General features: G+C 74.1%; 17 protein-coding genes. 9 read left to right on the forward strand and 8 right to left on the reverse strand.

What is annotated here, in order from left to right; translation table 11 throughout:
* Positions 1 to 2: 2 nt before the first annotated feature.
* Positions 3 to 1,175, reverse strand: coding sequence for an NAD-dependent epimerase/dehydratase family protein (locus ACIPYS_RS07180; protein ID WP_400744259.1), 1,173 nt, complete (start codon positions 1,173 to 1,175; stop codon positions 3 to 5).
* Positions 1,176 to 1,291: 116 nt separating this feature from the next.
* Complete coding sequence (locus ACIPYS_RS07185) at positions 1,292 to 2,260, reverse strand: LuxR family transcriptional regulator (RefSeq protein WP_400744262.1); 969 nt, start codon at positions 2,258 to 2,260, stop codon at positions 1,292 to 1,294.
* A gap of 217 nt (positions 2,261 to 2,477) precedes the next feature.
* Here ACIPYS_RS07185 and ACIPYS_RS07190 point away from each other — a divergent pair, with 217 nt between their 5' ends.
* Both ACIPYS_RS07190 and ACIPYS_RS07195 read left to right on the forward strand, forming a co-directional pair.
* Positions 2,478 to 3,602: an alpha/beta hydrolase gene (locus ACIPYS_RS07190; RefSeq protein WP_400744264.1), complete on the forward strand. Its 1,125-nt coding sequence runs from the start codon at positions 2,478 to 2,480 to the stop codon at positions 3,600 to 3,602.
* Positions 3,603 to 3,687: 85 nt separating this feature from the next.
* A complete protein-coding gene (locus ACIPYS_RS07195) occupies positions 3,688 to 4,809 on the forward strand; it encodes an RICIN domain-containing protein (protein WP_159425152.1) in 1,122 nt (373 codons plus the stop codon).
* Positions 4,810 to 4,911: 102 nt separating this feature from the next.
* Here the strand turns inward: ACIPYS_RS07195 and ACIPYS_RS07200 are convergent, their stop codons facing one another.
* From ACIPYS_RS07200 to ACIPYS_RS07215, 4 genes are read right to left on the reverse strand one after another with little or no spacing between them, the layout of a single operon-like run.
* Entirely contained in the window at positions 4,912 to 5,904 is a 993-nt protein-coding gene (locus tag ACIPYS_RS07200) for a hypothetical protein (protein WP_400744267.1), read from the reverse strand.
* Positions 5,901 to 6,761: a hypothetical protein gene (locus tag ACIPYS_RS07205; protein WP_400744270.1), complete on the reverse strand. Its 861-nt coding sequence runs from the start codon at positions 6,759 to 6,761 to the stop codon at positions 5,901 to 5,903. The genes ACIPYS_RS07200 and ACIPYS_RS07205 overlap by 4 nt, the downstream gene beginning before the upstream one ends.
* Positions 6,758 to 7,573, reverse strand: coding sequence for a hypothetical protein (locus tag ACIPYS_RS07210; protein ID WP_400744273.1), 816 nt, complete (start codon positions 7,571 to 7,573; stop codon positions 6,758 to 6,760). Before ACIPYS_RS07210 ends, ACIPYS_RS07205 begins: the two co-directional genes overlap by 4 nt.
* Before the next feature lie 40 nt (positions 7,574 to 7,613).
* Complete coding sequence (locus ACIPYS_RS07215) at positions 7,614 to 8,507, reverse strand: hypothetical protein (protein ID WP_400744276.1); 894 nt, start codon at positions 8,505 to 8,507, stop codon at positions 7,614 to 7,616.
* Between the two features lie 294 nt (positions 8,508 to 8,801).
* Between ACIPYS_RS07215 and ACIPYS_RS07220 the strand changes: the two genes are divergently transcribed.
* The 3 genes from ACIPYS_RS07220 (at position 8,802) to ACIPYS_RS07230 (ending at position 10,559) form a co-directional block, all read left to right on the forward strand.
* Positions 8,802 to 9,200 (forward strand): ASCH domain-containing protein, encoded by a 399-nt coding sequence (locus ACIPYS_RS07220; RefSeq protein WP_093863769.1) that lies wholly within the window; start codon positions 8,802 to 8,804, stop codon positions 9,198 to 9,200.
* Positions 9,201 to 9,271: 71 nt separating this feature from the next.
* The gene (locus ACIPYS_RS07225; RefSeq protein ID WP_173862196.1) at positions 9,272 to 9,448 is read left to right on the forward strand and encodes a hypothetical protein; all 177 of its coding nucleotides are present in this window, start codon (positions 9,272 to 9,274) and stop codon (positions 9,446 to 9,448) included.
* 175 nt (positions 9,449 to 9,623) lie between these two features.
* Positions 9,624 to 10,559, forward strand: a complete 936-nt coding sequence (locus ACIPYS_RS07230; RefSeq protein WP_400744280.1) for a hypothetical protein — start codon at positions 9,624 to 9,626, stop codon at positions 10,557 to 10,559.
* Between the two features lie 141 nt (positions 10,560 to 10,700).
* On the opposite strand, the gene ACIPYS_RS07235 is transcribed toward ACIPYS_RS07230, so the two are convergent.
* Both ACIPYS_RS07235 and ACIPYS_RS07240 read right to left on the reverse strand, forming a co-directional pair.
* Entirely contained in the window at positions 10,701 to 11,141 is a 441-nt protein-coding gene (locus tag ACIPYS_RS07235) for a hypothetical protein (RefSeq protein ID WP_400744282.1), read from the reverse strand.
* 46 nt (positions 11,142 to 11,187) lie between these two features.
* A complete protein-coding gene (locus ACIPYS_RS07240) occupies positions 11,188 to 11,622 on the reverse strand; it encodes a DUF302 domain-containing protein (RefSeq protein WP_400744285.1) in 435 nt (144 codons plus the stop codon).
* A gap of 385 nt (positions 11,623 to 12,007) precedes the next feature.
* Between ACIPYS_RS07240 and ACIPYS_RS07245 the strand changes: the two genes are divergently transcribed.
* The 4 genes from ACIPYS_RS07245 to ACIPYS_RS07260 all read left to right on the forward strand — a co-directional run bounded on the left by ACIPYS_RS07245 (position 12,008) and on the right by ACIPYS_RS07260 (position 20,609).
* Entirely contained in the window at positions 12,008 to 13,354 is a 1,347-nt protein-coding gene (locus tag ACIPYS_RS07245; RefSeq protein ID WP_400744288.1) for a discoidin domain-containing protein, read from the forward strand.
* Positions 13,354 to 14,682 (forward strand): MFS transporter, encoded by a 1,329-nt coding sequence (locus ACIPYS_RS07250; RefSeq protein ID WP_400744291.1) that lies wholly within the window; start codon positions 13,354 to 13,356, stop codon positions 14,680 to 14,682. Before ACIPYS_RS07245 ends, ACIPYS_RS07250 begins: the two co-directional genes overlap by 1 nt.
* Positions 14,679 to 15,812: a hypothetical protein gene (locus ACIPYS_RS07255; RefSeq protein WP_400744294.1), complete on the forward strand. Its 1,134-nt coding sequence runs from the start codon at positions 14,679 to 14,681 to the stop codon at positions 15,810 to 15,812. The genes ACIPYS_RS07250 and ACIPYS_RS07255 overlap by 4 nt, the downstream gene beginning before the upstream one ends.
* 441 nt (positions 15,813 to 16,253) lie before the next feature.
* Positions 16,254 to 20,609 carry a molybdopterin-dependent oxidoreductase gene (locus ACIPYS_RS07260; RefSeq protein ID WP_400744297.1) on the forward strand — a complete coding sequence of 1,452 codons (4,356 nt, stop codon included), beginning with the start codon at positions 16,254 to 16,256 and terminating at the stop codon, positions 20,607 to 20,609.
* Positions 20,610 to 20,652 lie beyond the last annotated feature (43 nt).

A 20,652-nucleotide genomic window follows, 5' to 3' on the forward strand; every position in this document is an offset into this window, starting at 1 on the left:
GGTCACACGTCCTTTCCGGCAGTGGCTCCGGGGGTGGCAGCCGCTCCGAGGGTGGCGACGGCTCCGGGGGTGGCAGCCGCTTCGAGGGTGGCGACGGCTCCGGGGGTGGCAGCCGCTTCGAGGGTGGCGACGGCTTCGGCCACGGCGGCCGGCAGCCAGGAGCCGAGCGGCGAGAAGGAGAGGCCGAGCGAGGCAGCCCGCCGGGTGTCCATCGGGTACCAGCGGTCGAAGGAGAACGGGGCGTGGTCCGCGCCCTCGGCCGGCCGGTAACGGACGGTCGTGCCCAGGTGCCCGGCGATCAGCTCGGACAGCCCGACCGCGTCGAGCGGTTCCGCCGAGGCGGCGTTGACCGCGCCGGCCGAGGACGAGGCGGCGACCGCGACCAGGGCGGCGGCGATCTCCTCGTGCCGGACGAACGAGGTCGGCTGCGGGTGCTCGTGCACCGCGACCGGCCGCCCCGCCGCGATCGCGCCGGTGAAGTGCGCGAGCCGACCGGTGAAGTCCAGCGCCCCGCCGCCGAGGACGTGGGCGCTGCGCACGCTCGCCCAGCCGAACGGGGGCCGCCCGGCGGCGAGTACGGCCTCCGCCTGGCGCTTGCCCTCGGCGTAGGCGGTGGCCTCGCCGAAATGCCGGGCGAGCGCCGCCGGGTCGTGCCAGGGCAGGCCGAGGTCCACCGGCCAGTGCTCCGGGTCGACGGCCTCCTCGGCGACCGGCAGCCCGGGCGCGGCGCGGAGCAGCGGCGAGGTCGCGGGGTCGTAGACCTCCATGGTCGAGGTCATCACGTACCGCGGGGTCCGGTCGGCGAAGACCCGGCGGGCCACCACCGCCTGGGCGGGCGTGTACAGCACCTGGTCGATCACCGCGTCGAAGGTGCGGTCGCCGAGGGCGGCGGTCAGCGCGTCCTCGTCGTCCCGGTCGGCCTGGACGTGGTCGACGCCGGGCGGGGGCGGGGCGGAGCCCCGGTTGATCAGGGTGACCTCGGTGCCGGCGTCGCGCAGCAGGGTGACCAGGTGGCGGCCGAAGTACCTGGTCCCGCCGATCACGGCGACCCGGCGCGGGGCGCGGTTCGAGGCGGCGGTGGTGGTCGTGGTGGTCGCCGGGGTGGCGACGGTCGCCGGGCCGGCGGTGGCGGTGGTGGTGCTCCGGGTGGCGTCCCGTTCGGCGGAGTGGTTCATGGCCATCACTCTGCCGCCGAATGATCATCAGCAGAACTGCCGATCTACTGAACGCGTCATCAGCTGAACTGGTGACCGGTCGGGTCGGCCCGGCCCGGGGCGCGGTCAACGTCAGGTCAGAGCCAGCCGCGCCGTGCCGCCTGCACCCCGGCCTGGAAGCGGGTGGTGGCGCCGAGTCTGGCCAGCAGGGTGGAGACGCGCCGCACGACGGTGCGCCGCCCCAGGCCCAGTCGCCGCGCGATCGCGTCGTCGGTGGCGCCGCTGGCCATCAGGACGAGGATGCGGTGGTCCCGGTCGTCGAGCTGGAGGCCGACGCCGGCGGTCGAGGCGGGGACGGCGAGTTGCCAGAGCGTCTCGAAGACCGCGGCCAGGGCGCCGAGCAGGCTGGACGGGCGGATCAGCAGCGAGACGACGCCCGCCCGGTCGTCGGCGGGCAGGGTGACGATGGCGAGGTCGTCGTCGCCGAGGGCGAGCTTGAGCGGCGGCTCGTCGAGCGTCCGGGCCTGTTCCCCGGCCTCGATCATCCGCGCCATGTTGGGGCCGGCCACGGGATCGTCGAAGGCGCACCCGCCGTAGATCGAGCGGTAGACGACACCGGAGGCCATCCGCCGGCGTTGCAGCACCTCCTGGTCGAGGTAGTGCGCGGAGTCCCCGGAGTACGGCGGGACGTCGATGACCCGCACCTCGCGGCGGGCGGCGAGCTGCAGCCGCCGTCCGGCCGCGAGGACCTCGGCGTGCTCCTCGACCACCTCCAGCGCGGCGTAGCCGCCGGCACCGCGGCGGGCGAGCCGGTAGAGCCGGTCGAGTTCCGCCCCGGCCCGGCGTGCGTCGGCCCGCCGGACGGCGTCGCGCTGGAGCGCGGCCTCGACCACCTGGCCCGGGGGCAGCGCCTCCCAGGTGAGCCGACGGTGGTCGCAGGCCACCACGATGCCTTCGTCGGCGAGTCCGCCCAGCAGGGCGAGCAGGGCGTCCTCGTCGATCCCGGCGGCCGCCGCGAGGTCGGGGAGGCGCCCCTGCGGGCGCCCGATCAGCCAGTGGTAGACCCGGCCGCGCTCGGAGTCGGGATCGAGTACGTCGTGGAGCACGTGACCTCCAGTTTCGCCATGTCCATGGCGACATGACGGATCGTCGAAGCCTACCCCTGTCGGTGGCGCACATGCGCCGGTGGCCCAAGCGGGCCGCCGGGCGCTCTGGCGCGCGGCGGGGTCGGATCGCGAGAGTTGCTCGGTGTCCGCACAGTTCACCGGGCGCCCCCTCCGGACGGCCGGTGCACGGCCGCGCCCTCACGCCCAAGGACGACCCATGACAGCTGCTCCGCCCACCGCCAGGCCCGCGCCCGCCAGGACGGCGGTCGCCCGGACGGCACCCGCCCGGACGGCGGTCGCCGCCCTGGTCGGCGCCCTCCTCCTGCTCCTCCTGCCCGGAGTGTCGTCCGCCCGGGCCGCGGCGCCCGCCCCGCCGCCGATGAGCGACGGCTTCGGACTGACCCGGGTCGGCGCCGTCACCGGCAGCGCCACGAACTTCGTCCTCACCGTGACCACAACGCAGGTCGCCGGCGAGCACACGATCCGGATCCTGCTGCCGGACGACTACGCGGACCGCCCCGATCGGCGGTACCCCGTCCTGTACTTCCTGCACGGCGCCTCGGACAACCCCGCCAACCAGGGCCTCGCCTACCCCGCCCTGACCGCGGCCAGGTCGATGATCACCGTCATCCCCGACGGCGGCCTGCGCGGCTGGTACACCGACTGGCAGGACAGCGGCACGGCGGCCGGCGCACAGAACTGGCAGACCTTCCACCTCAACCAGGTGGTGCCCTTCGTCGACGCCAACCTCCGTACCCTCACCGACCGGAAGCACCGCGCGGTCGGCGGACTCTCGATGGGCGGCTTCGGCGCGCTGCACTACGCGCAGGCCCGACCGGAGCTCTTCGGCCAGGTCCTCACCATGTCCGGCGCCAACGACCTCTCGGCCGACGAGATGGTCATCCGCGGCGCGGTCGTCGGCACCCTGACCAACGCCGGAACCGTACTGTGCGCCCCGAGCGGCGGACAGCCCTGCGGCTTCGACTTCGGACCCACGGTGTCCAGCGACGCGATCTTCGGCACCCCCTACCCGGTCTTCGACGCGGACTGGCGCTGGAACGCGGCCGACCCGACCGCACACGCCGGACTGCTGGCCGACACCGGCATCGCCGTCTACACCGGCAACGGCAACGGCAACCCCGCCGGCATGGAGTTCTGGGCCGAGGGCACCGCCAAGCGCTTCACCGACCGGCTGACCGCCCTCGGCATCCCGCACCGCTACGTCGACTACGGCAACGGCGCTGGCTGGGGCCCCGCCTGCGACGGCGGCCACAGCTACGGCTGCTGGGCCCAGGACCTCGTCGACTACGTGCCGCGCCTCGAAGCCGCCTTCGCCGCCTGACCCGGGCGCGCCCGACACGGTCGCCGTCCGCGCGCCGCCCGTCCGCACCCCACCACGGCTCCCCTCCCGACGAAAGGACCGACCCGTGCTGTCGACCTCCGCCCCGCCCGCGGCCCCCGGCCGCCGCTCCGCCCCCTGGCTGCGCCTGCTCGCGGCCGTCCTGGTGACCTGCTGCGCCGCGCTCGGTCTCACCGCCGCGCCGTTCACGGCGACCCGGGCCGACGCTGCCACCACCGGAGCCGCCGCGGCCTGTGCCACCCCGCAGCAGTGCCTGACCATCACCTCGCTGAGCAACGGCCGCCGGCTCGACGTCCAGAACGGCTCGACCGGCGACGGCGCGTACATCGTCACCAACTCGGCGCCGGGCTACCACCAGTCCTGGCGGCTGAACGTCGACGCCTCGGACTCCTCGTTCACGATCGTCAACAACACCACCGGCAAGTGCATCGACCTCGCGTGGTTCACCCCCGCCCTGCGCCAGCAGACCTGTGCCGGCCAGGCCAGCCAGAAGTGGTTCCTCCAGCCGGTCCCCGGCGCCGAGGACTCGTTCATGATCCGCCACCACGGCGACAACACCTGTCTCGACCTGCTGCTCGGCGGCAACTACGACGACGCCTGGACCGACCAGTACGCCTGCAACGGAACGGTGAACCAGCGCTGGTCCACCGGCTTCCCCGCGGCGGCCCGCAACCTCGCCGTCGACCACGCCGCCAAGCAGTGCCAGAAGGACATCTCGACCTGCTCCTGGGCGCTGAAGAGCGAGGCCCCGGCGGCCCCGCTGCCGAAGGTCTGCGTCTCCTCGGTCTGGTTCAACAACACCTCCGGCACCGTGCAGCAGGCCTTCTCGGTCACCAATATGAGCGGATGGTCCAACAGCATCGGCGGCGACATGGGCACCCAGATCTCCGGCGGCGTGCCCGGCGGGGCGCTCACCACCGTGGTCAGCACCGCGCTGCACTACAACAACGTCTGGCAGGGGTCGACGACCGTCAACAACAGCGTCGCGGTGTCCGTCCCGCCGCAGCAGTACGGCTGGGTGACGCTGGCCGAGCTGGCCCGCAAGGTGACCGGCACCTGGACCTTCGACGCCCGGGGCATCCCCTGGACGGCCGAGGACACCCTCACCGTGCCGCTCACCTACGACCCGCAGGCCGGCGCGACGCTCTACATCGCCAACACCAGCCCGACCTTCACCAACTGCGCCTGACCTCCCGGTAACGGGGGCACGGGAGGACGGGGGCTACGGGGGAACGGGGGCACGGGGGACGGACCGGGCGGAGCCACCGCCCGGTCCGTCCCCCGCCGGCCTTCAGGCGAGCAGGTCGGACTGGAGCGTCACCACCTGCCGGAAGGCGGCGGTGGGCACGCCCTTGGGGTTGGTCATGGTGATCACGCCCGTGACGTTCCCCGCCGAGAGGAAGGCGATCCGGGTTGCGGCCGGGGAGCCGGGCACCTCACGGGTGGCGAGGTCGACGCCGAACACCGTGTCCCAGCCCTGGGTGTCACCGGTCGCCACGCCGCCCGAGGAGTCCTTGGGTTCGCCCGTCCTCCGCAGCTTGTCGAACAGCGGCCATGCCTCGGCCTGGGAGCCGAAGGACAGCAGCCGGATCTGCGTCCGGGTGCCGTCGGCGGCGGTCCACTCGCGGACAGCGGCATCGCGGCAGGCCTTCTGCAGCAGCAGGGCCCGCAGTGCGCCGGGGTCCTTCCAGTCGGCGGTGATCGCCTCGCAGGGGACCCGGCCGACCGGGGCCGCAGCGGACGGGGTGGCGCCGGACGGGGCGGCGGAGGACGCCGAGGGGGAGCCGGTCGGCGAGGCCGAGGCCGAGCCCGGAGCGGACGGGGACGCCGAGCTGCCGACGCCCGGGACCGCAGCCGGTACGAGTGAGCCGCCCGCCTCGGCAGGCACCGGCAGGAGCAGGGCGCGCAGGTCGGCCGTGTGGCGGCCCTTGTTCTCCTTCGGCGCCGGCTGACCGGAGGGCAGCTGCGGGAGCACCAGGGCCGGGAAGGTGTACCGGCCGTCCTTCGGGGTGGCCAGGCCGGGCAGGTCGGTGCGCTCCTGGGCCGTCACGGCCAGCGCGGTCCCGGTACCGGCGAGGGCGCAGACCACGACGGCCGCACTCCACCGCACGGCCGCCCGGCGCCGCCGGGAGCGGCGGGCCGCCCGTTCGCCGTCCTCCGGCGCGGCGGCGGCCGTCTCCGCGACGACGGGTGTCTCCTCGACGGCGGGGGCGGAGGTCTCCTCGGGCAGGACGGGACCCTTCACCGGGGCGGAGGCGTCCTGCTGCGTGGCGCTGTCGGTCATACGGACGCTCCCGGGACGGCGAGGCGGTCGAGCTGCTGGGCGAGGAGGGCGACGATCCGGTCCTTGGGCAGCGGGGCCACGCCCTCGACCGCCATGACGACCAGGAGGTCGCCCTGGGCGGCCGAGCACTCCAGCCGGTCGATCGGTGCGGACGGCGGCGCCGGCAGCAGGTAGCAGTGCGCCTCGGCATGGCCGGGCACGGTGGGTCCGGTGCGGAAGATGCCGGTCTCACCGGTGAAGATCGCCGTGTACTCGTTCAGCTTCTGCACCTCCTGCTGGTTGAACTGGCGCAGCTTCATGCTGATCGTCAGTTCGCCCGCCTGGGTCGTGTAGGTGCGCACTCCGGCGGCCTTCACATGCAGGTCGTTCCAGTACTTGCGGAGCTTGTCCTGCTGCTCCTTGGGCAGCGGCAGCACCTCCTGGTCCAGCTCGGCGGCGAGCATCTGCTCCCCCGTCAGCTCGACGTCGTTGCCGAAGCCGCTGTCGTCCGGGCCGAGCCCGAAGCCCGCCGGGACGGGCAGCAGCAGGTCGCGCAGCGAACCGAAGTGGTTGCCGTTGGACTTCGCGCCGAACGGGGTGGCGGTCGCGGTGGGAGTGGGTACGGTGGCCGGCGCCGGGGCGGCGGTCGCGGGCGCGGGGTCGTCGTAGCGGACCTCGATGATCCCGATGCCGATCACCACACCGACCAGGGCCGCAGCCACGGTCGCGCCTCCCGCCCGCAGCAGTCGGCGCGGGGGCCGGGCCGCGGGCGGTACGTCGGACGGGATGACGGCCGGGACCTCGGGGGTGGCGGTGGCCGGTGCCCCGGGCGCCGGCACCGCGGGCGCGCCGGGGACGATGACGTCACTGTCGCTCATGCCAGCCGCTCCCACTGCCGCTTGGCGAGGTCCTTGACGACCTCGGGGGACACCGGTCGGGTGCCGAACACCTTGACCTCCATCACGACGGTGCCGCGCTGCGCGACGGCGTCGGCGCCGTAGTAGGGCTCCGTGGTCTCGGCCCAGTACGAGGCCCGGGAGTCCACCTGGTAGCCACCGTTGGCCTCGGGCGCGAAGAGTTCGAGGGACCGGCCCAGGGTACGGGCGCCGGCCTCGGCGGCCCGGTCGGCCGTGTACTGGATCAGCGAGATCCGGACCTTGAGATCGCCCTGCTTCCAGTCGATCTCCACGGCGCGCCGGAAGCCGTGGGTGTTCAGCTGCTTGAACACGGCGGCGGTCATGCCGTCGTGCTCGGCCAGCTCGCCCGCCGTGATCCAGCTCGGGGTGTCCGGGTAGTCGCCCCAGGCGGTGCTGCCGCTCGGCGCGGCGATCAGCAGCTTGCGCAGGTCGCCGTCGATGGCGAGCGGCGAGGGCGCGGCGGCGGCCGCCACGGCCGGGTCGAGCGCCCCGGCGGGGTAGGAGGGCAGTGCGACCTGGATCGGCGGGAGCGGCGTGGGCGGCCGGTTCGCCTGGATCGCGTAGCCGGCGCCGCCGCCGGCCACGGTGCCGAGCACCAGCCCGGAGACCAGCAGTAGGACCGGGCGCGGTCGGCGCGGGGTGCGGGCGGGCGGTGCCTCGGAAGGCGCGGCCGGGGTGGCCTCCGGCGGGCCGGACGGCAGCTCCGGCGCCCCGGCGGGCGGAGTGGGCGGTGGCGCGTCGACGGGCGACGGCGCCACGGGGTCGGTGGTCATGCGAGTGCTCCAGTAAAGGGGGAAGGGGAGGGCCGGGGGCTCAGCGGCCGGAGGTCAGCCAGTCGCGCTGGCGCTTCATCAGCTCGCTGAGCAGTGCCTTGTCCGGGGTGCCCTTCACTTCGACGTCGATGATGTACTGCACGTCGCCCTGGCTGGAGATGCCGCTCATCGAGCCGGTGTAGGCCTGCTGCTTGGGCTTGTCGAGGTATCCGTGGGCGGCCGGGTCGCCGGTGATCTCGACCGGGTCGAGGCCGTCCAGGGTGTAGGTGCGGGCGACCTCGGCGGCCCGGGCGGCGGTCGCGAAACGCAGCAGGGTCACGGTGACCTCGGCCTTGCCGTCCGCCGTGCGGTAGGTGCGGGTGGCGGAGTCCTTGTAGCCGAAGGACTTGAGCGCCTTCATGGCGTCCGCCCCGCCGAGCTGCTCGCCCATGTCCTTCTCGGTGAGCAGCATGCCGTCGGCCGGGCCGTACGACTCGCCGCCCTCGGGGATCGGGAGCAGGAAGTACTGCAGGTCGCCGTCGTGCCGGCCGTTGCTGACGGTGCCCTTGAGGGTGCTCGTCGGCGCGGGCGCGGGCGCCGGCGCGGCCGGGGGAGCGGTGGTCGGCGTGGCGGAGGCCGGGGCGGACGCGCCGGGCGCGGTGCTCGCGGTCCCGCCGGCCGCGGTCGTGGCCGTCGCGGTGGCCGTCGCGGCGGCGACGGCCGGTCGGGGCTCCGGCTTGCCGACGGCGACCGTCACGGTCGCGCTGACCGCCGTCACGGCCAGCAGGCCGACGGTCGCCAGCGCGACGCCGACGGACCGCGGCAGCTTCCGGCCCGGGGCGTCCGGGGTCTCGGTGGGCGGGGACGCCGGGACGGGTGCGCCGGGGACGGTGGGGTCCGGTGCGGACGCCTGCGCCGGGTCGGCTGCGGGCGGCACGTGATCGTGCGCGGACAAGGGGTTCCCCCAGGAAAGAAGCAGAAGGTTTCGCGCGCGGCTCACGGGCACCTGGGCGGCCGTCACGGCCGCACAACACGCGTCTGGCTGGAATTATGAGAGCGGCTCCGTCCCGGTGCCAACAAGATCAATCGCCACACTCCCGCGCAATCGATCACTAAAGCGACACACCGTAACCGAACCGAAATCGACCGTGACCTCCGTGGTCCGGACCCGGGTGCGGGCGCCGGATTCCGGTCGGTCGGCGCCGGACCGGTCGGTCGGCGGGAGTGCCCGACAGAAGGGGCGGCCGACATGTGGCCTCGCGTCAACGGCATGCGCTCGATGGAGCTCGGCACCCCGGACGGGATCCGCGCCGAGCTGAACTCCCTGGTCCTGGCGGGCCGGAAGACGGCCACCACCGGCCTGCTCGCCGAGTACGCCGAGGAGTCCGAGGAGCTGGAGCTCCCCGGCGAGCGGCTGGCGCTCGTGGACGACGAGGGAGGGTTCGTCGCCGCGATCGAGATCACCGGTGTGGAGGTGACCACCTTCGGCGAGGTGACCTGGGAGCACGCTCGGGCGGAGGGCGAGGGGGACGCCTCGCTCGCGGAGTGGCGCGAAGGGCACCGCGGCTACTGGAGCCGCCTGGGAACCCCTGTCGAGGACGCGACCGCCGTGGTCTGTCTGGCCTTCCGTCTCGTCGAGGACCGGTGACCGAAAAAATACCCCCCCAGGTATCCTGGAGGGGGAGGAAGACCTCCCCACCGGATCAGAGGAGTCCCGAGATGTGTCGACGAACCACGTGCCGCACCTGCGGCAAGGCCGGCTACGCGGGGTGCGGCATGCACGTCGACCAGGTCCTGGCCGGTGTCCCCAAGGCGGCCCGCTGCACCTGCGACCGGAGCACGGGCGGCGGTGGCGGCCTCGGCGGCCTCCTGGCGAAGATCCTGGGCCGCGGCTGAGCCCGGCGGCCCGATGCACGCCACCCGGCCCGGGTGGCGTGCGATCAGGGCTGTTGTGGCAAAAGGGCCTTGGCGCCCGGTGCGACGTGCTACGTTCCGTGGACAAATCGAAAACAGGTGACCCCGGCGGTGCTACCAACACCCCGGGGTCCGGCAACAGGAGCCAGAACTCCCGATGCACGTCCATCGTAGCGCCCACGTGCGCAATTTCACCGTGCTGCCCAATGCCCTCCTCCAGTACCGGCGGCTGTCCTACACCGCCCGTGGAATCCTCGCCGACCTCCTCTCCCGGCCCGACGGCTGGCGCGAGGACGGGAGGCACATGGCCGACAGCAGCCCCCAGGGCCGGGGTGCGGTCCGCAAGGCGCTGAAGGAGCTGACCGACGCCGGCTTCTACCGCGTCGAGAAGGTCCGTCTGCCGGACGGCACGATCCGCACCGATTCCCACGTCTACGACACCCCGCAGCTCGGCCTGCCGGGTACCACCCGTCCGGGCCCCGGTGGAGCGAACGCCGGTGGGGCAGGCGTCCCTGTAGTAAAGAACCGGAGCCAAAGGCCCTCCCTCCCCGACGGCCCCGTCGCGGGCGGGGCGGACGAGGACAGGGCCGCTTGCGCTCTGCCGGACGAGCAGGTCCGCGAGGCGGTCGCCGTGCTGTTCCGCGTGATCCGCCCCGAGCCGCGCCTGCGCCTCGGTGAGGCCGAGGCGCGGGAGCTCGCACCCCAGGTCGCCCAGTGGCTGGAACGCGGCGCGACCCGGGAGGACCTCGCTGCCGCCCTGCTGCCCGGCCTTCCCCTCCGGATCCATTCGGCGGTGGCGGTGCTCCGTCACCGCCTGGAGCACAAGGTGCCGCCCGCGCAGACCCCTGCGCGGGCGGCACCGGCCCGGTACGACGAGTGCGCCGAATGCCGGGACCCGATCCCCCGGCCGGGTGTCTGCCGCCGCTGCGCCGGCCACCCGGTCCCGGCGGTCGTCGTGGGCGCCGACGAGGCGTGTACCCGCAGCGGCGCCGCGCGGGCGCGGACCGCACTCCGGGCCGCGAAACCCACGGCCTGTACTGCGCCCGGTGGGCGACCGGTTGCCCACTACGGCTCTGTCGGGCACCCCGGTTGATCTTCGTCGGACGGGCTGCGATCTTCCTTCACGTGTGACGCCCGGGGAGAGGGGGACGGTCCGCCGATGCCCGACAGCACAGCCGCGTTGAAGCCCGGACGCGGGAACGCGGGCCGCCGCACGCCGTAAAGGGGCAACCCCTCACCGGCGCCCGGTGGCCAGGACGACGAGGAACTGGCCGCCGCCCGCCTCGATCCGGGTGGTCACCGGCAGCCCCGGTGTCAGCCGGGAGAACCGGTCGGCCAGCCATTCCGCCGTCTCCTGGGCGTCCTGCCTGGTCGGGCAGCGGCCCACGATCTCGCGGCCCCCCTTGTGCTCCAGTCTCGCGGCAACGGCGATCAGCGGTGCGGGTTCGACCACGAAGAGGCGTTCCGGCCAGGCGATGACCACCTTGACCGCGCCCTTGCGGGTGTTGCACCCGCGGTGCGCGAGCCGCTCGGCGACCTTGGCCTTCCGGTCGGCCGTCCGGCTGTCGACACTGGGCCCCCGCGGGTCGTTCACCGACTTGTCGGGGTCGACCGGTTCGTCGCACACCCAGCATCGCCAGTTGTCGCGTTCGGCCACGTCATCGAGGAGACTCATCCGAGCAGACTAGCCGGAGACTTCGTACCCGGGGTTCGGTGGGGCTTCACCGGGTGTCCCCGTCGACCGTCGTCGGACGGGTTGTGGTCCGCTCCCGGGCGAGGGAGTCCAGGGCCGCGCGGAGGCGGGCGGCCGCTTCGTCGGCGACGGGCGCCAGCTCGGGCTTTCCGGTGGCCCGGACCAGCAGCTGCGGGTCCATGGCCTCGACCAGGGTGCCCCCGTCGACCGCGCGCACCACGACGTTGCACGGCAGCAGCAGCCCGATGTGCCGGTCCGCCGCCAGGGCGCGGTGGGCGAGGGGCGGATTGCAGGCGCCGAGGATCAGGTAGTCCTCGATCTCCTCGTCCAGCTTGGCCCGCAGGGTGGCGCGGACGTCGATCTCGGTGAGCACGCCGAAGCCCTGCTCGGCGAGTGCGGCCCGGACCTGCTCGACGGCCTCGGCGAAGGGCAGGTCGAGGGTGGTGGCGATCCCGTGGTCCATGTGGTGCTCCGTTCGTGGTGCGGCGGCGCGGTTCCGGCCGTGCCGCCCGTGCGTCGTGCTCGTTCCTCTTCTCCACTGTACCCCCGGGGGTATTATTCCGGACCGGTGCCGGCGGTCGGTCGGCGCACGGCCGGTTGCCCGCACGGCAGTTCGGTGCGCGTCAGGTATTGTCAGTAAACTTTACTTACCACTAGGCTCCCCGACGGCGGCTTGGCGCGGCGCCCGCACCTCCGGGGCGTGACGTGCTCAGCGAGAGCTCTGACCCGGCCGCCGCGGTGGTGCGGGCCGCCGCTCTGCCGGCGCAGCCCGTGCACGGGCTGCGCCGGAGTCCAGCTCTCGCCGTCAATCGAGGTCAGGGAGTCCAGGGATGCGTCCCGAAGTCTCAGTGAGGCCTGTACACATCGGAGTGTTCGCCGCCGTGCTCGTGCTGGTGGCCGGACTACTGCTCGGCTGGTCCGGGCGGGCGGGAGCGGCGGCGGATCCGCTGCTCTCGCGGGGCAAGGCCGCCACGGCCTCGTCCACGGAGAGCTCGTCGTACGCGGCGGGCAAGGCGTTCGACGGCAACACCGGTACCCGGTGGGCGAGCGTGGAGGGGAAGGACCCGCAGTGGCTGCGGGTCGACCTCGGGGCGAACGCCACCGTCACGCGGATCAAGCTGTCCTGGGAGGCCGCCTACGCGAAGGCGTACCGTCTGGAGGTGTCCGCCGACGGCTCGACCTGGACCCAGCTGGCCGAGGAGAAGGCGGGCAACGGCGGGACGGACGAGTGGACCGGCCTGAGCGGGAAGGGCCGCTACGTCCGGATGTACGGGACGGCGCGCGGCACGTCCTACGGCTACTCGCTGCTCGAGATGGAGGTCTACGGGACCACCGGGACCACGCCGACGCCCACGCCCACCGGACCGTCCCCGACCGGGACGACCGCGCCGGGCGGGGCCTTCACCGTCGTCGCGGCGGGCGACATCGCCGCGCAGTGCACCGCCTCGGACAGCGCCTGCGCGCACCCGAAGACCGCGGCCCTCGCCCAGCGGCTCGACCCGAAGTTCTACCTGACGATGGGTGACAACCAGTACGACGACGCCAGGTTGGCCGACTTCAAGGCCTACTACGACAAGACCTGGGGCGCGTTCAAGGCGAAGACCCACCCCGTGCCCGGCAACCACGAGACCTACGACCCGGCCGGCTCCCTCGTCGGCTACAAGTCCTACTTCGGCAGCATCGCCTATCCGCAGGGCAAGAGCTGGTACAGCTTCGACGAGGGCAACTGGCACTTCGTCGCCCTCGACTCCAACGCCTTCGACCAGAGCGCCCAGATCGACTGGCTGAAGGCCGACCTCGCGGCGAACGGCAAGAAGTGCGTCGCCGCCTACTGGCACCACCCGCTGTACTCCTCCGGCGGGCACGGCAACGACCCGGTCTCCCGGCCGGTCTGGCGGATCCTCTACGACGCCAAGGCCGATCTGGTGCTCAACGGGCACGACCACCACTACGAGCGGTTCGCCCCGCAGGACCCGGACGGCAAGGCCACCGCGGACGGGATCGTCGAGATCGTCGGCGGGATGGGCGGCGCCGAGCCCTACCCGATCGAGCAGATCCAGCCGAACAGCCAGAAGCGGATCAGCGGCGAGTACGGGGTGCTGAAGCTCGACTTCACCGATTCCGGGTACGGCTGGAGCTACATCGGCACGGACGGCAAGGCCAAGGACACCAGCCCGAACTACAGCTGCCACTGATGATGTACCTGGCCACCACCGGCCGCCGTTCGGACGCACCGCCCCGCCCCGTCGGGGTGGGGCGGCGCGTCCCCGGTACGGTCGTCGCGCTCGGCGCGGTCAGCCTGGTCACCGACATCTCCTCGGAGATGGTCACCGCCGTGCTGCCGCTCTACCTGGTGCTGGGTCTCGGCCTGTCACCCCTCCAGTTCGGCTTCTTCGACGGACTCTTCAACGGCGCCACGGCACTGGTGCGGCTGCTCGGCGGGCGGCTCGCCGACCGCGGCGGCGGCCGCCACCGGACCGTCGCCGGGGCGGGCTACCTGCTCTCGGCCCTCTCCCGGCTCGGCCTGCTGCTGGCGGGCGGTGCGGCCGGCGGGATCGCCGCCGCGATGGCCGCCGACCGGCTCGGCAAGGGCGTGCGCACCGCCCCCCGGGACGCGATGATCACGCTCAGCGCGCCGCCGGAGGCGCTCGGCCGGGCGTTCGGCGTGCACCGGGCGATGGACACCACCGGGGCGCTGCTCGGTCCGCTGGTCGCGTTCCTCGTCCTGTGGGCGACGGCCGACGCCTACGACGCGGTGTTCGTGGTCAGCTTCGCCACCGGGCTGCTCGGCGTGGTGGTGCTGAGGCTGTTCGTCCCCGCCGATCCGGGGGCGCCGGGTCGGCTGCCGAAGCCGAAGCCGAAGCCGACGCCGTCGCCGACACCACCGCCGACGCCGACCACCACGTCGGCGGAGCCCGCCCGGACCGCGGTGCCCGCGGAGCCCGCCCGGACCACGGCACGCGTGCTCGCCGACCCCGCCTTCCGGCGGGTGGTCGTGGCCGCTGCCCTCCTCGGCGCCGCCACCATCGGCGACTCCTTCCTCTACCTGCTGCTCCAGCGAGGCCTCGACCTCCCGGCAGCGCTCTTCCCCCTGCTGCCGCTCGGCTCGGCCGCCTGCTACCTGCTGCTCGCCGTCCCGGCCGGGCGGCTCGCGGACCGGAGCGGGCGGCGGATCCCGTTCCTGCTCGGCCACGGTGCCCTGCTCGCGGCCTACCTCACCCTGCTGGCCCCGGCCGGACCGGTGGTCGCCGTGCTGGTCCTGGTCCTCCTCGGTGTCTTCTACGCCGCCACCGACGGCGTGCTGATGGCCCTGGCCGCGCCCGCGCTGCCGGCCAGGGGCCGGGCGAGCGGGCTCGCCGTCCTGCAGACCGGCCAGGCACTGGCCCGCCTGGTCGGCGCCGCCGGCTTCGGCGCGGCCTGGACGTGGTGGGGGCCGCGCCCGGCCCTGGCCGCGGCCGCCCTCGCCCTGGCCGCCGCCCTCACCGCCGCCTGGCGGATCCTGCCCGGGAGGAAGGCCCGATGACGACACACCCGACGACGACCTCGCACCCGACGGAGCCGGACCCGACACCGGACGAGCCGGGCCCGACGGACCCGGATTCGACACCGGACGCGCCGGACCCGATGCAGCCCGAACCGCCGACGCGCGGCCCGGCAACGCTCCGGTCGCTCACGTCGCGCCCGCTCCTGCTGATCCTCGCCCTCCTCGTCCTCGTGGGCGGCTCGACCGGCTATGTGCTGCACGCCCGGCAACGCGGCGGCGGGCCGCAACTCGTCGCGGCAGAAGCCTCGTTCACTCTGGAGGAGCCCGGCCTCTACTACCGTGACCTCGCCACCGGCCGGGTCGCCCGCAGCCCGGGCGGCACGGCGGACGGTCCGTCCTGCGCCCGGTTCTACGCGGCGGGGGAGCGGGCGCTGTGCCTGCGGGCCCTGCCGGGCACCCCGGCCCGCACCGAGGCGGTGGTCTACGACCGGCGGTTCACCGAGCTCCGGAGGGTGACCGTCCCCGGAATCCCCAACCGCGCCCGGGTGTCGCCCTCCGGCCAGGTGCTGTCCTGGACCACCTTCGCCGTCGGCGACTCCTACGCCGCCGGCCGGTTCTCGACCCGCACCTCGATCCTGGACCTGCGCACCGGTTATCTGATCAAGTCCGTGGAGGAGATCCCCCTGACGATCGGCGACACCCGCTACCACGCCGCCGACGTCAACTACTGGGGTGTCAACTTCGCGGCCGACGACAACCGCTTCTACGCCACGGTGTCGACGGGCGGCCGCACCCACCTGGTCGAGGGCGACCTCAAGGCCTGGTCGGCCCGCACCCTGCGGGAGAACGTCGAGTGCCCCTCGCTCTCGCCGGACGGGACCCGGATCGCCTTCAAGAAGAAGGTCTCCGCCGACCCGGTCGCCCCCTGGCGCCTCTACGTCCTCGACCTGGCCGACCTCCGTGAGCACCCGCTCGCCGAGACCCGGAGTGTCGACGACCAGGCCGCGTGGCTCGACGACAGCACTCTCGCCTACGCGCTTCCGGCCCACGGGAGCAAGGCCACCGACGTCTGGTCCACGCCCGCCGACGGCAGCGGGACGCCGAGTCTCCTGCTCCCCGGCGCGTCCTCCCCGGTCACCGTGGCGCCGCCGTCACCGGTGTCGCACTGACCGGCCCGCCGGTCCCCGGGGCCCACCCCCGCTCGCTGCCGCGCCCACCCCCGGCGCCCGCGCCTGTCCCCACCCCCAGCGCCCGCGTCCGTTCCCGCGTCCGTCCCCGCGCCCGTCCCCGCCGCCCGGCGGGTCCGGGCGCGGCGGCGTCTTGGCAACGGACCGCCCGCCGTGTCACTGTGCGGAGGCGGCCGGCCGGTCGGCCGGCCGGGCGGGTCCGCGGGGGTCGGGCACGTCCGGCAGCTCCGGCGGGCGGTGCGGCCGGCCCCGGACTCACCGGGGTGGGGTGCCGGCCGTGCGGCGGGGTTTACGCACGGCGTCCGGGTTCGTGATCTCGTGTTAACGCCGTGTTCCTACGGTGCCGGTGGTGGGCCTCCCACCGTCGGACGGCACGGACCGGCAGGACCGAGGCCGGAGATCGCTACCTGAGAGGGAGCCGTGGTGACGGTACCGGACCCGAACCCCGTCGAGCGTGTTCGCACCGTCTGCTCGTACTGCGGTGTCGGCTGCGGCATGCTGCTCGACGTGGCCGTCGACGGGGCGACGGGCCGGCGCACCGTGGTGAAGTCCTCCGGGGACCGCGACCACCCCGTCAACGCCGGCCGGCTCTGCACCAAGGGCGCCACCACCGCGGACATGCTCGCCGCGCCCGGGCGGCTGACCACCGCGCTGGTGCGGGCCGAGCGTGGAGCCGAACCGGTGGCGGAGGACGTGGACGCGGCGATCAGCGCGACCGCGCGCCGGCTGCGGGCGGTGCTCGACGAGCACGGGCCGGACGCGGTGGCCTTCTACGTCTCCGGCCAGATGACGCTGGAGGCCCAGTACCTGGCCAACAAGCTCGCCAAGGGCTTCGTCCGGACCAGCCGGATCGAGTCCAACTCGCGGCTGTGCATGGCCAGCGCGGGCAGCGGCTACAAGCTGTCGCTGGGCGCGGACGGCCCGCCCGGCTCCTACCGGGACCTCGACCGGGCGGACGTCTTCCTGGTGATCGGCTCCAACATGGCCGACTGCCACCCGATCCTCTTCCTGCGGATGATGGACCGGGTCAAGAAGGCCGGCGCCAAGCTGATCGTCGTCGATCCCCGGCGCACCGCGACCGCCGACAAGGCCGACCTCTTCCTCAGGATCCGGCCCGGTACGGACCTGGCGCTGCTCAACGGACTGCTGCACCTGCTGGTCGAGAACGGCGACACCGACCCGGCCTTCATCGAGGAGTTCACCGAGGGCTGGGAGCAGATGCCCGGCTTCCTGGCCGACTACCCGCCCGCCGAGGTCGCCCGGACCACCGGACTCGCCGAGGAGGACATCCGCGCCGCCGCCCGGCTGATCGGCTCGGCGGCGGAGTGGACGAGCTGCTGGACCATGGGGCTCAACCAGTCCACCCACGGTACCTGGAACACCAACGCCCTGGTCAACCTGCACCTGGCCACCGGAGCGATCTGCCGCCCCGGCAGCGGACCGTTCTCCCTCACCGGCCAGCCCAACGCGATGGGCGGCCGGGAGATGGGCTACATGGGGCCCGGCCTGCCCGGGCAGCGCTCGGTGCTGGACCCGGCGGAACGGGCGTTCACCGAGGAGCTCTGGGGCCTGCCGCCCGGCACGCTGCGCACCGAGGTCGGCCGGGGCACCGTCGAGATGTTCTCGCAGATGGCCGCGGGGGAGATCAAGGCCTGCTGGATCATCTGCACCAATCCGGTCGCCTCCGTCGGCAACCGCAAGACCGTCATCGCCGGGCTGGAGGCCGCCGAACTCGTCATCACCCAGGACGTGTTCGCCGACACCGAGACGAACGCCTACGCCGATGTGGTGCTGCCCGCCGCCCTGTGGGCCGAGACGGAGGGGGTGCTGGTCAACTCCGAGCGCGGCCTCACCCTGGCCCGGCCGGCCGCCGACCCGGCCGGCGGGGCACTGCCGGACTGGCGCATCATCGCCCGGGTGGCCTGCGAGATGGGCTTCGCCGAGGGCTTCGACTACGCGAGCGCGGAGGAGGTGTTCGAGGAGATCAAGCGGGCCTGGAACCCGAAGACCGGCTGGGACCTGCGCGGCGTGAGCTACGCCCGGCTGCGGGACAGCCCCGTGCAGTGGCCGTGCGCTGATCCCGACGGGCCGGACCGCAACCCGGTCCGGTACCTCAACGACGGGGTCAGCCAGACGCTGCTGGAGCGGCCGGACGGAAGCCGGCCGAGGCTGGCCTTCCCCACTCCGTCCGGCCGGGCGGTGTTCTTCGCCCGGCCGCACCTGCCGCCCGCCGAACTGCCGGACCAGGACTACCCGTTCTGCCTCAATACCGGCCGTCTGCAGCACCAGTGGCACACCCTCACCAAGACCGGCCGGGTCGCCGCGCTCAACCGGCTCGATCCCGGCCCGTTCGTCGAGATCCACCCGCAGGACGCGGAGGCGCTCGGGGTGGCGGACGGCGACCGGCTGGAGGTGGCGTCGAGACGAGGGCGGGCCGTGCTGCCGGCGGTGGTCAGCGACCGGGTGCGGCCGGGCGACTGCTTCGCGCCGTTCCACTGGAACGACCTGTTCGGCGAGTACCTCAGCATCAACGCGGTGACCAGTGACGAGGTCGACCCGGTCTCGTTCCAGCCGGAGCTGAAGGTCTGCGCGGTCGCGCTGCGTCCGGTCGCGGCGCCGGTCCCGCCGGAGGCGGCCGCACCGCCGGCCGTCGAGTCCGTCGCGGTGGTGGAGCCGGTCGCGGCTCGGGAACCCGCGTCGGTCGGACCCGTGCCGTCGCAGCTCGCGGCACTGGCCGGGCTGCTGGGCGTCGACTCGGTCGAGGTACCGCGGCTGACGGCCACCGAACGCACCTATCTGGCGGGCTTCCTGGCTGGCGTCCCGTCCGCTCCGGCCGGGGGCACCGGGGTGCCGGTCCTGCCCGCGCAGGCGCCGGTCGACCCCGAGCGGGCGCGGTGGGTCAACGGTGTGCTGGCCGGCGCGTACTCGCGCCTCGCGCCGGGAGCGCCGGGGGTGACAGGTGCACCGGGTACGACGGGTGCACCGTGGCCGGCGGGGGAGTCCGGACCGGCGGAGGGTCCGGAAGCGGTCGGGGCCGTCGGCGCCGACGCCGGTCCCGGTACGGGCGAGGGCGCGGCCGGGCCGGTGCGGGCCGTGACCGTGCTGTGGGCCTCGCAGACGGGCACCGCCGAGCGAATAGCCACCGGGGTCGCCGAGCGCCTGGCCGCCGAGGGCTGGCAGCCGCTGCTGCTCGCCATGGACGAGGCGGGGCCGGGCGCCCTGGTGGCCGGCACGCCGGTGCTGCTGATCACCAGCACCTTCGGCGACGGCGAGGCCCCCGACAACGGTGCCGGCTTCTGGGAGCGGGTGCTCGCCGAGGCGCAGCCGGAGGCGGGCGGACTGCGCTACGCCGTGCTCGCGCTCGGTGATTCGAGCTACAGCGACTTCTGCGGCCACGGACGCCGGCTCGACCAGCGGCTCGGGGAGCTCGGCGCGACCAGGATCGCTCCGCGCGCGGACTGCGAGCCCGACTACCAGGACGCGGCCGACCGGTGGTTGGAGCAGGTGGTGGCCGCGCTGGCCGCCCCGGCGGACCGCACCGCTCCCGCCGATCCCGGCGCCCCGGGGGACCACACCACCCCGGCCGCTCCCGCCGCTGCGGTGCCGCCGCTGCCCCCGACGGCCGTCCCCGCGCCCCGGACCGGGTACTCCAAGGAGTCGCCCTTCGGCGCCCGGATGACCGGCAACCGGCTGCTCAGCCTGCCCGGCTCCGGCAAGGAGGTCCGGCAGTTCGCCTTCGGCACCGGGGACAGCCTCGGCGGTACCGGCGGCCTGGACTACCGGGCCGGCGACGTCCTGGGCGTCCGGGCGCGGAACTGCCCCGAGCTGGTGGCCGAGTGGCTGGCCGTCACCGGCCTCGACCCGGAGGCGCCCGTCACCGTCCCCGGCGCCGGGGAGCTCCCGTTCGCCGAGGCCCTGGGCGGCCACCTGGAGATCGCCAGGATCACCCCGGACCTGCTCCGCTTCGCCGCCGAACGGTCCGGCGACCGCGTCCTCAAGCGGCTGCTGCGGCCGGACAACACCGGGGAGCTGGCCAAGTGGACCTGGGGCCGGCAGGCCGTCGACGTGGCCGGCGCGCTGGCCGTACGGGCCGGGGCCGCCGACTGGGCGGCGGTGCTGAAGCCCCTCCAGCCCCGGCTGTACTCGATCTCCTCCAGCCCGCTCGTCCACCCGGACGAGATCCGGGTGACCGTCTCGGTGGTCCGCCACCCGAACGGGGCCGGCCGGATCCGCAAGGGCGTCTGCTCCACCTACCTCGCCGACCGCGCGAGCGGCGGTCCGGTGCCGGTCTTCGTCCGGCCCACCGCGAGCTTCCGGCCCCCGGCGGACCCCGCCACCCCGATGATCATGATCGGTCCGGGCACCGGTGTGGCCCCGTTCATCGGCTTCCTGGAGGAGCGCCGGGCCCTCGGCCACACCGGGCCCAACTGGCTGTTCTTCGGCGAGCAGCGGCAGTCGACGGACTTCTACTACCGCGAGGAGCTGGCCGGCTTCCGGGCCTCGGGCCATCTGGACCGCCTGGACCTCGCCTTCTCCCGCGACCAGCGCAACAAGGTCTACGTCCAGGACCGGATGCGCGAGCACGGCCTCGGGCTCTGGGACTGGTTGCGGAACGGCGCCCACCTCTACGTCTGCGGCGACGCGGCCCGGATGGCCAGGGACGTGGACCGTGCCCTGCGCGAGATCGCGCGTACCCACGGCGGACTCGGCGAGGAGGAGGCCGCCGTGCACCTCAAGCAACTGGCCGCCGACAAGCGCTACGTGCGGGACGTCTACTGACCCCCCGCCTCGTCCGCTCGCGGTCGTCCCGACGGGAACGGTC

The sequence above is a fragment of the Kitasatospora sp. NPDC089913 genome, assembly GCF_044748625.1.
Lineage (GTDB): Bacteria > Actinomycetota > Actinomycetes > Streptomycetales > Streptomycetaceae > Kitasatospora.